This window comes from Sphingobium fuliginis, assembly GCF_015074805.1.
Classification (GTDB): domain Bacteria; phylum Pseudomonadota; class Alphaproteobacteria; order Sphingomonadales; family Sphingomonadaceae; genus Sphingobium; species Sphingobium fuliginis.
The window spans coordinates 1,265,024-1,279,737 of record NZ_CP060035.1 but is presented as its reverse complement, the minus strand read 5'-3'; the positions used below and the strand labels follow the sequence as shown (position 1 = coordinate 1,279,737).

Genomic DNA, 14,714 nt, shown 5'->3' with positions numbered 1-14,714 from the left:
GTAAGGGGCTTCGACAGGCTCAGCCCGAACGGCGTCAGGAACGAAGCTTTTTTAAAAATCCAGTTTAGAAATCCAGCGGCGCGGGCAGTTCCTTCACCTGCCAGGGCAGGCCGTGCCGGTTCAGCATGTCCATGAAGGGATCGGGATCGAACTGTTCGATGTTGAACACGCCTTCACCCCGCCATGCGCCGGTCAGCATCAGCGCCGCGCCGATCATCGCGGGGACGCCGGTGGTGTAGCTGACCGCCTGGTTGCCGGTTTCGGCATAGGCGTCCTCATGGTCGCAGACATTATAGACATAGACCGTCTTCTGGCTTCCATCCTTGAGGCCGGTGGCGATGTCGCCGATATTGGTCTTGCCCCTGGTGGTCGAACCCAGGCTGGACGGTTCGGGCAGCACGGCCTTCAGGAACTGGAGCGGGATGATTTCCTGCCCATTGTACATCACCGGATCGATGCGGGTCATGCCGACATTCTGGAGCACTTCCAGATGCTTGAGATAAGCGTCGCCAAAGGTCATCCAGAAACGGATGCGCTTGATTTCAGGGTAGAATTTGGCGAGCGATTCCAGTTCCTCATGATACATGAGGTACATGTTCTTCTGCCCCACCTGGTCGAAGTCGAAGACCTGCTTGTGTTTCAGCGCCGGGCCCTCCACCCACTTGCCGCCTTCCCAGTGGCGCGAGGGCGCGGTGACTTCGCGGATGTTGATTTCCGGGTTGAAGTTGGTGGCGAAATGCTGGCCATGGTCGCCGCCATTGCAGTCGAGTATGTCGAGCGTGTCGATCCGGTCGAGCAGATGCTTCCTGATGTAGCTGGCGAAGACGCTGGTGACACCGGGGTCGAAGCCCGAACCCAGCAGCGCCATGATGCCGGCTTCCTTGAAGCGCTCCTGATAGGCCCATTGCCAGCTATATTCGAACTTCGCCGTGTCGCGCGGTTCGTAATTGGCGGTGTCGAGATAGTCGGTTTTGGTCGCGAGGCAGGCGTCCATGATCGCCAGGTCCTGATAGGGCAGGGCAAGGTTCACGACCAGTTTCGGCTGCACCCTTTCGATGAGGGCGACGGTTTCGGCGACATTGTCGGCGTCGACCTGCGCCACGTCGATGGTGACGCCGGTACGGGCCTTCACCGATTCGGCCACCTTCTCGCAGGAGACGATGCGGCGGCTGGCGAGTGTGATATGGCTGAAAATGTCAGAGTTCATCGCCATTTTGTGAACCGCGACAGACCCGACGCCACCCGCACCAATGACCAGAACCTTGCTCAATTCAACTGCTCCATAGCTGTGCCGCGCGATCCGCGCGAAAGCGCCCATATAGGGAGTTGGCGTTACAGCGCAAAGTCAGTCTGTCGAGAGGGAGCCCGGTCAGCCCCCTTCCCGCACGCCATGGGCTGAATATCGACCGGTCCTAGAAACTCGCCCCATCCACCTTGCTGATCCTGAGCGCGTCGAGATCGACGGAGGGCACGCAGCGCAGGTTGATGGCCTGCATGGCCGAGCCATCGGGGCCCTGGCCCTGCGCGAAGGCCTGCGTGCCGCAGTCGGTGCAGAACTGGTGCGTGATCCTGTGCCTGTAGAATTGATAGTCGCTCAGCTTGTCCGCACCGCTGTCGAGGGTGAACTGGTCCGCGGGGACGAAGGTCAGCATGAAGCCCTTGCGGCGGCAGTGGGAGCAGTTGCAGGTCATCGCCTCGCCGGGCGCATCGGCGGCTACGGTGAAGGTGACGGCGCCGCAATGGCAGCTTCCGGTGTAGGGCATTGGAATCTCCTTTTTTGGAGAGCCTAGAGGCATTGGGACTGGAAGGGAATTGGGGGAATCGGGTGATTTTCGGCCATAGGCCCGTCCCCTTCAGGTTCAGGCGCGGCGCGCGTCAGTTCACCAACCGTCTTAGTCCCTCCACCGTATCCGCCTCATGCGCAGGCTTGTCCTTCCGGATGCGCGCGATCCGGGGGAAGCGCATGGCCAGCCCCGATTTATGCCGCTTGCTTTCGTGGATGCTGTCGAAGGCGACCTCCAGCACCAGCGACTTTTCCACCTCCCGCACCGGGCCGAAGCGGTTGACCGTGTTGGTCCGCACGAAGCGGTCGAGCCATTTCAGCTCCTCGTCGGTGAAGCCGCTATAGGCTTTGCCGACGGGCAGCAGTTCGCCATCCGCCGTCCAGCAGCCGAAGGTATAGTCGGAATAGAAGGAGGAGCGTTTGCCATGGCCCCGCTGCGCGTACATCATAACGCAGTCGGCGGTCAGCGGATCGCGTTTCCATTTATACCAGAGCGCGGCCTTGCGCCCCGCGACATAGGGGCTGTCGCGGCGCTTGAGCATCACGCCCTCGATCGCGGCGTCGCGGGCGCCGGCGCGTATTTCCGCCAGGCTGTCGAAATCGGGTGCTTCGATGAGGGCCGAGATGTCGAAGCGGTGCGGGTCCAGCTGGGGCACGGTGGCTTCGAGGCGGAGGCGGCGCTGTTCCCAGGGGAGCGGCCGAAGGTCCTCCTCCGCGTCGAGCAATATGTCGTAGAGGCGGACGAAGGCGGGATAATCGTCCATCATCTTCGCCGTCACCGCCTTGCGGCCGAGGCGTTGCTGGAGGGCGTTGAAGCTGGCAGCCTCTCCGCCCTGAAACTCCCCTTTCACGAGCAGTTCCCCGTCCAGCACCGCATGATGGCGGAAGGCTTCGGCTATGTCAGGGAAGCTGCCGGTGATGTCGTCTCCGGCGCGGCTGTAGAGGCGGGTCTGCGCGCCCGTGCCGACGATCTGGATGCGGATGCCGTCCCATTTCCATTCGGCGGCATAGTCGGAAAGGTCGACGCTTTCGGCCTCCAGCGGATGGGCGAGCATGAAGGGGCGGAAGAAGGGCGTGCCGGCGGGATCCGGGCGGTCCGACCTGCCCTCCGCCCAGGCGAACAGGTCGGCATAGGGTGGGGCCAGAGCGTGCCAGCATTCCTCGACATCGTCGACGTCGAGCCCGAAGGCCTGGGCGAAGCCGGTCTTGGCGAGCCGGGCGGAGATGCCGACGCGCAGGCCGCCGGTCGCGAGCTTCAGCAGGGCGAAGCGGCCGGAGGCGTCGAGATGGTCCATCATCCGGGCCAGGGTCGTCGGGGCGGCGGCGCGGCTGGTGGCGTGGAGGCGGTCGACTATGGCGGATAGGGTGAGGGAGCCGTCGTCCACCTCCGGCGGCTGGTCCTCCGCCTTGGGCCAGAGGAGGGCCACGGTTTCGGCGAGGTCGCCCACATAGTCCCGGCTCATTTCGAAAAGGACCGGATCGACGCGGGCGCGGGTCATTTCCGCTATGGTGGAAGCCTTGACCGCTTTCAGGTCGAGATTGCCGGTGAGGGCGGCGAGCGCCCAGCCCCGGTCCGGGTCGGGGGCGCTGCGCATGTAGCTGGCGATAAGGTCCAGCTTGCCGTTGCGGGAGCGGGTGTAGACGAGGCCGTCGAGAAGCCGGGAGAAGGCGCGCATCAGCCTTCATCCTCGTCTTCGCGGCCCACCAGGGCAAGGGCGCGGGCGCGCATCTGGTGGGTCATGCACCAGTGGAGCAGGGCTTCCTCCCGCCCGTGGGTGATCCAGGTTTCCGATGGGGCCACCTCGCGGATGGTGTCGGTCAGCTCGTCCCAGTCGGCATGGTCGGAGATGATGAGCGGAAGTTCGACATTGCGCTGGCGGGCGCGCTGGCGGACGCGCATCCAGCCCGACGCCATGGCGGTGATCGGGTCGGGCAGGCGGCGGCTCCAGCGGTCGTTGAGGGCGGATGGGGGCGAGACGACGATGCGGCCGCGCATGTCCCCGGCGGGGAGGCCGGTCGCCGGGCGCAGTTCGCCCAGGGCGATGCCGAATTGTTCATAGAGCGCACACATCCTCTCCAGCGCGCCATGGATGTGGATGGGGTCGTGATGGCCCCGGGCGCGCAGTTCGCAGATCAGGCGCTGCGCCTTGCCCAGGGCGTAGGCGCCGACCAGGACGCAGCGGTCGGGATGGGCGTGCAGGGCGGCGAGCAGGCGGTCGACCTCGCTGCCCGTGTCGGGATGGCGGAAGACCGGCAGGCCGAATGTGGCTTCGGTGACGAAGATGTCGCAGGGGACGGGTTCGAAGGCTTTGCAGGTGGGATCGGGGCGGCGCTTGTAGTCGCCGGTGACGACTACCCGCTCGCCAGCGTGGGACAGCAGGATCTGGGCGGAACCGAGGACATGGCCGGCGGGCACATAGCTGATCGTGACGCCGTTCATGCGGATTTCTTCGCCATAGGGCACCGCCGTGCCCGACGCGGTGCCGTAGCGCAGGGCCATGATCGCCAGCGTTTCCTCCGTCGCCCAGACATGGCCGTGGCCGCCGCGCGCATGATCGGCATGGCCATGGGTGACGAGCGCGCGTTCCTGCGGGACGGAGGGATCGATCCAGGCATCGGCCGGGCGGACATAGATGCCGGTGGGGTGGGGTTCGATCCAGTGAGGCATTGCTGTGGAAGAAGGTGGAATGCGCCGCTTGGTTCCGCAAGGGCCTTCATATTGCCGTAACCCGATCGTCATGGGCACGACATGCCGTTGCCCTATGCGCCGCCGGACGACCGGCAGCGAGGAGGCGCGGCACATGGCATCTACGGCTCACCAGAATGTTACCCGCGCGGTGCACCGGCATCGGCATCTGTCGAAACAGGGCCTGCTGGAGCGGGCCTTCACCTTTGCGTTCCGGGGCCTTGTCTATGCGCAGATCTGGGAAGATCCGGAGGTCGACATGGAAGCGCTGGCGATCGGGCCGGACAGCCATGTCGTCACCATCGCTTCGGGCGGGTGCAATGTGCTGAGCTATCTGACGGCCGATCCGGCGAAGATCACAGCGGTCGACCTCAACACCGCGCATGTCGCGCTCAACCGGCTGAAGCTGGCGGCGGCGCAGGCATTGCCGGACCATCGGGCCTTCCATCGCTTCTTCGCCAGGGCGGATTGCAGAGAGAATTTGGCGGCCTATCGCACCTTCGTGGCGCCGGTGCTGGACGACGCCACGCGGCGCTATTGGGAGGGGCGGGATTTCATCGGGCGGCGGCGGATCGGCGGCTTTGCGCGGGGGATTTACAGGCATGGGCTGCTGGGGCGCTTCATCGGCGCGGCGCATCTGCTGGCGCGGTTGCATGGCGTCGATCCGCGGCGGATGCTGGATGCGAAATCGCGGGAGGAGCAGCGGGCGATCTTCGAAAGGGAGCTGGCGCCGGTGTTCGACAGCGCCTTCATGCGGTGGCTGACGAGCCAGCCGGCTTCGCTCTTCGGCCTGGGCATCCCGCCCGCGCAATATGAGGCGCTGGCCGGGGACGCGCGGATGGACGGCGTGCTGAAGGCGCGGCTGGAAAAGCTGGCCTGCGGCTTCGACCTCAAGGACAATTATTTCGCGGTGCAGGCTTTCGGGCGGGGTTATGCCGGCGGCGAGGGGCCATTGCCGCCCTATTTGCAGGCCGCGAACCATGCGGCCGTGGTGGAACGCGCCGGGCGGGTGGATGTCCGGCATGTGAACTTCACCGACTTTCTCGTGTCGCAGGAGGCGGGGTCCGTCGATCGCTACATCTTGCTAGACGCGCAGGACTGGATGGACGATGCGCAGTTGAACGCGCTCTGGGCCCAGATCACGCGAACGGCGAAGCAAAATGCGCGGGTGCTGTTCCGGACGGCGGGCGAACCGAGCATCCTGCCGGGGCGGGTCGACGATGCGCTGTTGTCGCGCTGGGACTATCGGGCGGAGGAATCGCGGGAATATACGGCGCGGGACCGGTCGGCCATTTATGGCGGCGTCCACCTCTATGTGCTGGGGAGGGCGTGATGACGGGCGGGCATGGCGGGCTGATGGACAGCGTCTATCGGCATCAGCGGCACATTTACGACCTGTCGCGGAAATTCTACCTGCTGGGGCGGGATGGGCTTATTGCCGACCTGGCGCCGCCGCGCGGTGGGGCGGTGCTGGAGATCGGCTGCGGCACGGGACGCAATCTGATCGCCGTGGGCAAGGCCTGGCCGGAGGCGCGGCTCTATGGCGTCGATATTTCCGAGGCGATGCTGGGGACGGCGCGCAAAGCCGTGGCGAAGGCGGGCCTGGGGGATCGCGTCGTGCTGGCGCAGGGGGATGCCTGTGCGTTCGATGCAGAGGCGCTGTTCGGGAGGGAACGGTTCGAGCGGGTGTTCATCAGCTATGCGCTGTCCATGATCCCGGACTGGGAAGCGGCTCTGGGGCAGGCGGCGGGTTGCGTCGCGCATGGCGGCAAGCTGGAGATTGTCGACTTCGGGCAGCAGGATGGTCTGCCGGGCTTGTGGAAGCGGGCGCTGTTCGGGTGGCTGGCGCGCTTTCATGTGTCGCCGCGGGCGGAATTCAGGCAGGCGATCGGCAGGGTGGCGGCGGACATGGGGGGCTTTGCGCATAGCCGGAGCCTGTATCGGGGCTATGCGGTCAGGGGTGGGTTGATCCGGCTGTGAGTTTTCGGCCGGTTCCCGGATCGGGGTTGCGAATTCCGGCCTGGCCGCTGGAAATTGCCGCTGATGTTGCGCCGACCCATCCCAGCCCCCGCCTGCGGGAGGGGAAATGAGGGCAGCGCCTCCAGCGGAACTCGCGCGGTTGCCGGTCAGGCCGCTTTCTTGAATTCCAGTTCGAGCCGGTCCCAGATTTCCACCAGAGCATCGACCAGTTCGCGCATCATTGCTTCGGTATGCGCCGGTCCGGGCGTGAAGCGCAGGCGCTCCGTGCCGCGCGGGACGGTGGGATAGTTGATGGGCTGCACATAGGCGCCATATTCCGCCAGCAATATGTCGCTGATCCGCTTGGCCTTCACCGGGTCGCCCACCATCAGGGGGACGATGTGCGTCACCGACGGCATCACCGGCAGGCCGGCTTCCGCCATCAGGCGCTTCAGGGTCGCGGCGGACGCCTGCTGGCCCTCGCGTTCCTCGCTCGACTGCTTGAGGTGACGGACGCTGGCCAGCACGCCGGCGACCAGCACGGGGGAGAGGGAGGTGGTGAAGATGAAGCCGGGCGCATAGCTGCGGATCACGTCGACGATCATCTGGTCGGCCGCGATATAGCCGCCCATCACGCCGAACGCCTTGCCCAGCGTGCCTTCGATGATGGTCACGCGATCGGCGACCTCGTCCCGTTCCGAAATGCCGCCGCCGCGCGCGCCGTACATGCCGACTGCATGAACCTCGTCCAGATAGGTGAGGGCGTTATATTCGTCGGCCAGGTCGCAGATCGCGGCGATGGGGGCGATGTCGCCGTCCATCGAATAGACGCTTTCGAAGGCGATCAGCTTGGGCGCTTCCGGGTCTTCGGCGGCCAGCAGTTCGCGCAGATGATCGACGTCATTGTGGCGGAAGACGCGCTTCTCGCAGCCCGAATTGCGGATGCCCGCGATCATCGAGGCATGGTTCAGCTCGTCGGAGAAGATGATGCAGCCGGGCAGGATCTTGGCGAGGGTCGAGAGCGTCGCTTCGTTCGAGACATAGCCCGAGGTGAAGAGCAGCGCGCCTTCCTTGCCGTGCAGATCGGCCAGTTCGGCCTCCAGATCGACATGATAATGGGTGTTGCCGCCGATATTGCGGGTGCCGCCGGAGCCCGCGCCGACATCGTGCAGTGCCTCTTCCATCGCGGCGACGACCTTGGGATGCTGGCCCATGGCGAGATAGTCGTTGGAGCACCAGACGGTGATGGGCTTGGGCCCGTTATGACCGTGGAAGCAGCGGGCGTTGGGGAAGGCGCCCTTGTTGCGCAGGATGTCGATGAACACGCGATAGCGGCCCTCGCTATGGAGCCGGTCGATCGCCTGCGTGAAGATGTGCTTGTAGTTCACTTGAACGCCCAGTCCCTATTCCCGCATCCCCTCTTTAGAGGGGCATTTATCCGCTGTTTTGGCCTATTACCAGTGATAAACGCTCGCAGCCTTAGGGAGAATTACCTATCACACTGATAGAAGGACTTGCGATTGGACCAAAGGTCCACCCCTTCAAAGTCCTTCGATCCGTTGCAAGCCATAGCCTTCCAGCGCTGGGCGGAGTGGCTCCACGCTCTCGTCCAGGCGAGTGAAGACCGCGGTTCCGGGCTGCGGTTCGGACGGCCATGGCTGCCCCTGGGTCAGATAGGCGATGCGGCGCGCAATTCCTTCACCGCCGTGCACGAATCTGAGCGGCCGGGGCGAAGCGGCGGCCAGTTCGGCCTCCACCAGCGGAAAATGCGTGCAGGCGAGGACCACTATGTCCATCCGATCGCCGCCCGGCTGGTCGAACAGGCCGGCCAGCGCGTCCCGCGCAATGGCGGGATCGAGCGGTTCGCCGCGCAGTTTCGCCTCGGCAAGCTGGACGAGCGCGGCCGACCCATGGCGCAGGACCGTGCAGTCGGCGCCATGTTCGGCCGCGAGCCTGTCGACATAGGGCTGGCGCACCGTGGCGTCGGTGCCGAGCACGCCGAATACCCGGCTTTGCGAGAGCAGGGCGGCAGGCTTGATTGCCGGTACCGTGCCGACAACGGGGATGTCGAGCGCGGCGCGGACCGCCGGCAGGGCGATGGTGGAGGCGGTGTTGCAGGCGATGACGGCGAGGCGCGGGCGGTAGCGCTCCACCAGCCGCCCGAGCAGGGCGGGCACGCGGGCGGCGATCTCCGCCTCGCTCTTGGTGCCATAGGGGAAGCCCGCGCTGTCCGCGGCATAGACGACCGGCGCGTTGGGCAGGGCGCTTCGTGCCGGGCCAAGGATGGAAAGCCCGCCGACGCCGGAATCGAAGAAAAGAAGGGGGGCATGGGGTGCGACTGTCATCGGGCAGACATGTCGCGGCATGGGGCGGGCCTGTCAACTTCCCTCAAGAGCCCTCCCCTTGAGAGGAAGGGCTAGATGGCGGGAACCCCCATCCCCGATATTCCGACCCATATTTCGTCACCTTCGCCATTGCCCGGTTCGCCGGGAACGCTATGGTCGCGCCGCAACCAATTTGGCGAGATCATGACTCCTCCCTGGCTACTTCCCGCATTCGTCCTGCTGATCGGTTATCTGCTGGGTTCCATCCCGTTCGGGCTGCTGCTGACGCGCCTCACCGGGGCGGGCGACCTGCGCAAGATCGGGTCGGGGAATATCGGCGCGACCAATGTGCTGCGGACCGGGCGAAAGGGGCTGGCTGCGGCGACGCTGCTGCTCGATCTGCTGAAGGGCGCGGCGGCGGTGCTGGTCGGCGCGGCGCTGGTCGATGGTGGCGGGCCGATGGCCGGGGCCATGGCCTTTATCGGACATTGCTATCCGGTCTGGCTGCGCTTTGCCGGGGGCAAGGGCGTGGCGACCATGATGGGCGTGGTGACGGCGCTGTACTGGCCGGCGGGGATCGTCTTCGCGGCCGTGTGGCTGGGGGCGCTGTTCGGAACCAGATGGTCGTCGGTCGGCGGCATGTCCGCGGCGGTCAGCGCGCCTGTCGCCATGTGGTGCTTCGGCCGGATCGAGCTGGTCCCCGTTGCGCTGGCGCTCGCGTTGATCGTGCTGTGGCGGCACCGGGAGAATATCGCACGGCTCGCCAGGGGAACCGAGCCGAAGGTGGGCGCTTCGAAAAAGGCGGCGGCCGGGGAATGAGCGAGCAGGAGCGGTTCAACCGCCTGCGCCTGATCCGTTCGCCGCGCATCGGCCCGGTCACCTTCCGCCAGTTGATGGCGCGTTTCGGCACGGCGGGCGAGGCCTTGCGCGCGGTGCCCGATCTGGCGGCGCGCGGCGGCGGCAAGGCCAGCATCGTGGACGCGAAGATCGTCGAGCAGGAGATCGCGCGCAGCCGGACGGCTGGCGCCCGCTACCTGATCATGGGCGATGCCGATTACCCCTTCCTGCTGGAGCAGATGGAGGGCGCGCCGCCGGCCCTGATCGTGCGCGGGGACGTATCGCTGGCGGCGCGGGATTGCGTGGCGATGGTAGGGGCGCGCAACGCCTCCGCCGCGGCGTGCCGCTTCGCCCGGATGCTGGCGCAGGATCTGGGACAGCATGGGGCGGTCGTGGTGTCGGGGCTGGCGCGGGGGATCGATACGGCCGCGCATCAGGGCGCGCTGGAGAGCGGCACCATCGCCGTCATCGCCTGCGGCATCGACATCGCCTTCCCGCCCGAAAATGCGGAACTGCAGGAGCGGCTGGCCGAGGAAGGGCTGCTGGTCACGGAGCATCCGCCGGGCACGCAGCCGCTGGCCCGGCAGTTCCCGGCGCGCAACAGGATCATCGCCGGGCTGGCGCGGGGGACCCTCGTCGTGGAAGCCGCGCCCCGGTCCGGTTCGCTGATCACGGCGCGGCTGGCGGGGGAGGCGGGACGGGAGGTGATGGCGGTGCCCGGCTCTCCGCTCGATCCCCGCGCCCAGGGGTGCAACCAGTTGATCCGGGAGGGCGCGGTGCTGGTCCAGAGCGCCGCCGACGTGATCGAGGCGATCGGCGCCATCGACCCGCGCATGGTTCGGCAGCCCGGCGGCCACTTCGCGGGCGAGCCGCCGTCCGGCGACGTGGCCGAGCGGGAGCGGGCGTCGGTCGTCGCGCTGCTGGGACCGGCGCCCGTGCCGGTGGATGAACTGATAAGGCTGTCGGGCCTTGGCCCCGCCGTGGTGCAGACCGTGCTGCTGGAACTGGAACTCGCCGCCCGGCTGGAGCGGCATGCGGGTGGGAAGGTCAGCCTGTCGTGACGGGGCGTCCCGACCGTGCGGAATGCCGCCTGCATCGCTGCGGCTTGACGGGGGGCGGAAACAGCTTTCAGACTCGCGCGTGTACGTGAGAGACAATTTGAACCGGGGCATGAATGCAGCTTGTCATCGTTGAATCGCCGGCCAAGGCGAAGACCATCGAAAAATATCTGGGCGGCGATTTCCATGTGCTGGCCAGCTATGGGCATATCCGCGACCTGCCGCCCAAGGACGGGTCGGTGGACCCCGACAACGGCTTTGCCATGAGTTGGGAAAATTATGGCGACAAGGGCAAGCAGCTCAAGGCCATAGCCGACGAAGCCAAGAAGGCGACCCGGCTGATCCTGGCGACCGACCCCGATCGAGAGGGGGAGGCGATAAGCTGGCATGTGCAGGAGGTGCTGCGGGCGAAGAAGGCGCTGCCGCAGAAGGTGGACCGCGTGACCTTCAACGCGATCACCAAGCAGGCGGTGACCGACGCGATGGCCCAGCCGCGCGCGCTGGACGAGGATCTGATCGACGCCTATCGGGCGCGGCGGGCGCTGGATTATCTGGTGGGCTTCACCCTGTCGCCGGTGCTGTGGCGCAAGCTGCCCGGCGCCAAGTCGGCGGGGCGGGTGCAGTCCGTGGCCTTGCGGCTGGTCGTGGACCGGGAGCGCGAGATCGAAAGCTTCGTGCCGCAGGAATATTGGTCGGTCGCGGCCGAGATGGAGCAGGGCGGACAGGGTTTCGTTGCGCGGCTGGTGCGCTGGCGCGGCGAGAAGATCGAGCGGCTGACCATCGGCAGGGAAGGCGACGCCATGGCCGCGAAGGCGGATGTGGAGGCCGGGCGCTTCACCGTCGAGAAGGTCGAGACCAAGCCGGTTTCGCGCAACCCTCCGCCGCCGTTCACGACCTCGACCTTGCAGCAGGAGGCGGCGCGCAAGCTGGGCTTTTCGGCCAGCCATACGATGCGGATCGCGCAGCAGCTCTATGAGGATGGCGCGATCACCTATATGCGGACCGACGGCGTGCAGATGGACGGCAGCGCCATCTCCGCCGCGCGCAAGGCGATCGCGGAGCGCTATGACGGCGGCTATCTGCCCGAAAAGCCGCGCCAGTACCAGACCAAGGCGAAGAATGCGCAGGAAGCGCATGAGGCCATTCGTCCGACCGAGTTTTCGCGCGACAAGGTGGGGTCGGGCGACCATGCGCGGCTGTACGACCTGATCTTCAAGCGGGCGCTGGCGAGCCAGATGGCTTCGGCGCGGCTGGAGCGGACGACCGTCGATCTGGTCGATGCGACCGGGCAGCATGGGCTGCGCGCCACCGGACAGGTGGTGATCTTTCCGGGGTTCCTGGCGCTCTATGAGGAAGGGCGCGACGATGCGGAAGACGATGATTCGAGGCTGCTGCCGCGCTTGGGCGTGGGCGACGCTCCTGCCAAGAAGAAGGTGACGGCGGAGCAGCATTTCACCCAGCCGCCGCCGCGCTATTCGGAAGCGTCGCTGGTCAAGAAGCTGGAGGAACTGGGGATCGGGCGGCCTTCCACCTATGCCTCGACTTTGCAGGTGCTGAAGGACCGCGACTATGTGCGGATCGAGAAGAACCGCTTCTTCGCGGAGGAGAGCGGGCGGCTGGTGACGGCCTTTCTGGAGCGTTTCTTCGAGCGGTATGTGTCCTACGACTTCACGGCGGGGCTGGAGGAGGAGCTGGACGATATTTCCGGCGGGCGGGCCCAGTGGCAGGCAGTGCTGGAAGCCTTCTGGCGCGACTTCAAGCCCAAGACCGCCGAGGTGATGGAGCAGAAGCCTTCCGACATCACGTCCGAGCTGGACAAGTTTCTGGAGCCGATGCTGTTCCCGCCCAAGGCGGACGGGTCCAATCCGCGTGCCTGCCCGATGTGCGGCGACGGGCAATTGTCGCTGCGCGGCGGGCGGTTCGGGGCGTTCATCGCCTGCTCCAACTATCCGGAGTGCAAATATACGCGCAAGTTCGGGCAGCCGGGCGGTGACAAGGATGGCGAGGACAAGGGACCGGAGGTGCTGGGCCAGCATCCCGAGACCGGGCAGGACATCGTCCGGAAATCCGGGCGGTTCGGGCCCTATATCGAGATGGGCGAGGGCAAGGAGGCCAAGCGCGGCTCCATTCCCAAGGATTTGCCCGATGGCGAGTTGACGCTGGACTGGGCGGTGAAGCTGCTGAGCCTGCCGCGCGAGATCGGGCTGCATCCGGAGACGGGGAAGCCCATCGTGGCGAATATCGGGCGGTTCGGGCCCTATCTGCTGCATGACGGCAAATATGGGCGGCTGTCCTCCACCGCGGAGATTTTCGAGGTGGGGATGAACAGCGCCGTGGCCAAGCTGGCCGATGCGGCGAACAAGGGCGGGCGTGGGTCTTCGTCGCGGGAGCCGCTGAAGGTGCTGGGCAAGCATCCGCGCACCGAAGCGGAGATCAAGCTGATGGCGGGGCGCTATGGTCCCTATGTGACCGATGGCACGACCAATGCGACGCTGCCCAAGACCATCGAGCAGGATGCCCTGACGCTGGAGGAGGCTGCGCAACTGATCGATGCGCGGGCTGCGGCGGCGCCTGCGAAGAAGGGGAAGAAGGCGCCGGCGAAAAAAGCTGGAGCTAAGAAGCCTGCCGCCAAGAAGGCGCCTGCGAAGAAGAAGGTAGCGGCGGAGTAATTATGCTCGTCATCCCCGGAAAGCGGGAATCCATCTCCCATAAATTGTGCCTGGCGCAAGGTCAGGTGATGGATTCCCGCCTGCGCGGGAATGACGCTGATTGATAAGCGGGTTGGCTTACTCCACCCAATCCAGGCCGATGTCGCGGTAGATGAAGCGGTCGTCTTCCCAATCTTCCTTCACCTTGACGTGGAGGTAGAGATGGACCTTGACCCCGAGCAGGCTGGCCAGTTCGGCGCGGGCCTTTGAGCCGATTTCCTTGAGGCGCTGGCCGCCCTTGCCCAGCACGATGGCGCGCTGGCTGGAGCGGCCGACGAGGATCTGCTGGTGGATTTCGACCGATCCGTCCTCGCGCTCGCTATATTTTTCCGTGTCGACGGCGGCGGCATAGGGGAGTTCGGCGTGGAGCTGGTGATAGAGCTGTTCGCGCGTGATCTCCGCCGCCAGCATGCGGTCGGTGGCGTCGGAAACCTGATCCTCCGGGAAGTGCCAGGGGCCTTCGGGCATAGCCCTGGCGAAGGCGGTCTTGAGTTCGGGAAGGCCGTCGCCGGTCGCCGCGCTGACGAAGAAGGTCTCCGCTATGTCGAGCTGTTCGTAGAGCCGCTGGGTGTGGACCAGCAGCTTTTCCTTGATGGCGATGTCGACCTTGTTGAGGATCAGCCATTTCCTCTCCGGCCGGGCGGCGAGGGCGCTGATGATCGGTTCCATCTTGGCGCCGAGGCCCGCCTTGCCGTCGACGACCAGCGCGATCAGGTCGGCCCCTTGCGCGCCGCCCCATGCGGCCTGCACCATGGCGCGGTCAAGGCGGCGCTTGGGGGCGAAGATGCCGGGGGTGTCGACCAGCACCATCTGCGCGTCGCCCTCGATCGCCACGCCCATGACGCGGGTGCGGGTGGTCTGCGCCTTGGGGCTGGTGATCGCCACCTTCTGGCCTACCAGCGCGTTGACCAGCGTGGATTTGCCAGCGTTCGGGGCGCCGACTATGGCGATGACGCCGCAATGTTGCTGAACTTCTGAACCTTCCAAATTTAACTCCGTTCGCCCTGAGCCTGTCGAAGGGCTTTACTTTTCCTGGTTCGAGCGCGCCAAGGTGGAGATGAGTTTCCAATCCTCGCGGATGAGCGCAAGTTTCTTGGCCCGGCTCCAGCCCTTGATTTGGCGCTCTGCTTCCAGCGCCTCCATACGGGTTCCGAACTCTTGCGACCAGACCAGTTTTATCGGGCGGCGGTTTTGGGTGTGGCCAGGGATTGCGCCTGCCTCATGTTGCGCGATGCGGGTTTGGAGATTGTCGGTGTGGCCGGTGTAGAAGCTGCGGTCGGCGCAGTGGAGGAGGTAGGTCCAGAAGGGCAATGTCGTTCCAGAAGAAAGAAAAGCCCTTCGACAGGCTCAGGGCGAACG

At 65.8% G+C, this 14,714-nt stretch carries 13 protein-coding genes; 5 read left to right on the top strand and 8 right to left on the bottom strand.

The window, feature by feature from the left end:
* Nucleotides 1-64 precede the first annotated feature (64 nt).
* The 4 genes from H5V43_RS05975 to H5V43_RS05960 form a co-directional block, all read right to left on the bottom strand.
* Nucleotides 65-1,270, bottom strand: a complete 1,206-nt coding sequence (locus H5V43_RS05975; protein WP_025547389.1) for a saccharopine dehydrogenase family protein — start codon at nt 1,268-1,270, stop codon at nt 65-67.
* 142 nt (nt 1,271-1,412) lie between these two features.
* Nucleotides 1,413-1,763 (bottom strand): GFA family protein, encoded by a 351-nt coding sequence (locus H5V43_RS05970; protein ID WP_025547387.1) that lies wholly within the window; start codon nt 1,761-1,763, stop codon nt 1,413-1,415.
* A gap of 112 nt (nt 1,764-1,875) precedes the next feature.
* A complete protein-coding gene (locus H5V43_RS05965) occupies nt 1,876-3,459 on the bottom strand; it encodes a cisplatin damage response ATP-dependent DNA ligase (protein WP_025547386.1) in 1,584 nt (527 codons plus the stop codon).
* Nucleotides 3,459-4,451: a ligase-associated DNA damage response exonuclease gene (locus H5V43_RS05960; RefSeq protein WP_099185770.1), complete on the bottom strand. Its 993-nt coding sequence runs from the start codon at nt 4,449-4,451 to the stop codon at nt 3,459-3,461. The genes H5V43_RS05965 and H5V43_RS05960 overlap by 1 nt, the downstream gene beginning before the upstream one ends.
* A 133-nt stretch (nt 4,452-4,584) precedes the next feature.
* On the opposite strand from H5V43_RS05960, the gene H5V43_RS05955 reads away from it, so the two are divergent.
* Both H5V43_RS05955 and H5V43_RS05950 read left to right on the top strand, forming a co-directional pair.
* Nucleotides 4,585-5,802: a BtaA family protein gene (locus tag H5V43_RS05955; protein ID WP_025547383.1), complete on the top strand. Its 1,218-nt coding sequence runs from the start codon at nt 4,585-4,587 to the stop codon at nt 5,800-5,802.
* The gene (locus H5V43_RS05950; RefSeq protein ID WP_025547381.1) at nt 5,802-6,449 is read left to right on the top strand and encodes a class I SAM-dependent methyltransferase; all 648 of its coding nucleotides are present in this window, start codon (nt 5,802-5,804) and stop codon (nt 6,447-6,449) included. The genes H5V43_RS05955 and H5V43_RS05950 overlap by 1 nt, the downstream gene beginning before the upstream one ends.
* Nucleotides 6,450-6,595: 146 nt before the next feature.
* On the opposite strand, the gene hemA is transcribed toward H5V43_RS05950, so the two are convergent.
* Together hemA and murI are read right to left on the bottom strand one after the other, a co-directional pair.
* Nucleotides 6,596-7,816: a 5-aminolevulinate synthase gene (gene hemA, locus H5V43_RS05945; protein ID WP_025547379.1), complete on the bottom strand. Its 1,221-nt coding sequence runs from the start codon at nt 7,814-7,816 to the stop codon at nt 6,596-6,598.
* Between the two features lie 153 nt (nt 7,817-7,969).
* Entirely contained in the window at nt 7,970-8,773 is an 804-nt protein-coding gene (gene murI, locus H5V43_RS05940) for a glutamate racemase (protein ID WP_025547377.1), read from the bottom strand.
* Nucleotides 8,774-8,956: 183 nt separating this feature from the next.
* On the opposite strand from murI, the gene plsY reads away from it, so the two are divergent.
* The 3 genes from plsY (at nt 8,957) to topA (ending at nt 13,316) form a co-directional block, all read left to right on the top strand.
* Nucleotides 8,957-9,571 carry a glycerol-3-phosphate 1-O-acyltransferase PlsY gene (gene plsY, locus H5V43_RS05935; protein WP_037481602.1) on the top strand — a complete coding sequence of 205 codons (615 nt, stop codon included), beginning with the start codon at nt 8,957-8,959 and terminating at the stop codon, nt 9,569-9,571.
* Nucleotides 9,568-10,650, top strand: a complete 1,083-nt coding sequence (dprA, locus tag H5V43_RS05930; RefSeq protein WP_099185771.1) for a DNA-processing protein DprA — start codon at nt 9,568-9,570, stop codon at nt 10,648-10,650. The genes plsY and dprA overlap by 4 nt, the downstream gene beginning before the upstream one ends.
* A 113-nt stretch (nt 10,651-10,763) precedes the next feature.
* On the top strand, nt 10,764-13,316 hold the full coding sequence (topA, locus tag H5V43_RS05925) for a type I DNA topoisomerase (protein ID WP_025547373.1): 2,553 nt from the start codon (nt 10,764-10,766) through the stop codon (nt 13,314-13,316).
* Between the two features lie 117 nt (nt 13,317-13,433).
* Here topA and era read toward each other — a convergent pair whose 3' ends face one another.
* The gene (gene era, locus H5V43_RS05920; RefSeq protein ID WP_025547371.1) at nt 13,434-14,342 is read right to left on the bottom strand and encodes a GTPase Era; all 909 of its coding nucleotides are present in this window, start codon (nt 14,340-14,342) and stop codon (nt 13,434-13,436) included.
* A gap of 36 nt (nt 14,343-14,378) precedes the next feature.
* The gene (locus tag H5V43_RS05915; protein WP_099185773.1) at nt 14,379-14,666 is read right to left on the bottom strand and encodes a GIY-YIG nuclease family protein; all 288 of its coding nucleotides are present in this window, start codon (nt 14,664-14,666) and stop codon (nt 14,379-14,381) included.
* Nucleotides 14,667-14,714: the final 48 nt, after the last annotated feature.

What these genes read in the sequence shown, in the direction of transcription:
- H5V43_RS05970 (WP_025547387.1), bottom strand. Translation starts at nt 1,763, where the DNA reads ATGCCCTACACCGGAAGCTGCCATTGCGGCGCCGTCACCTTCACCGTA.
- H5V43_RS05965 (WP_025547386.1), bottom strand. Translation starts at nt 3,459, where the DNA reads ATGCGCGCCTTCTCCCGGCTTCTCGACGGCCTCGTCTACACCCGCTCC.
- H5V43_RS05960 (WP_099185770.1), bottom strand. Translation starts at nt 4,451, where the DNA reads ATGCCTCACTGGATCGAACCCCACCCCACCGGCATCTATGTCCGCCCG.
- H5V43_RS05955 (WP_025547383.1), top strand. Translation starts at nt 4,585, where the DNA reads ATGGCATCTACGGCTCACCAGAATGTTACCCGCGCGGTGCACCGGCAT.
- H5V43_RS05950 (WP_025547381.1), top strand. Translation starts at nt 5,802, where the DNA reads ATGACGGGCGGGCATGGCGGGCTGATGGACAGCGTCTATCGGCATCAG.
- murI (WP_025547377.1), bottom strand. Translation starts at nt 8,773, where the DNA reads ATGACAGTCGCACCCCATGCCCCCCTTCTTTTCTTCGATTCCGGCGTC.
- plsY (WP_037481602.1), top strand. Translation starts at nt 8,957, where the DNA reads ATGACTCCTCCCTGGCTACTTCCCGCATTCGTCCTGCTGATCGGTTAT.
- dprA (WP_099185771.1), top strand. Translation starts at nt 9,568, where the DNA reads ATGAGCGAGCAGGAGCGGTTCAACCGCCTGCGCCTGATCCGTTCGCCG.
- topA (WP_025547373.1), top strand. Translation starts at nt 10,764, where the DNA reads ATGCAGCTTGTCATCGTTGAATCGCCGGCCAAGGCGAAGACCATCGAA.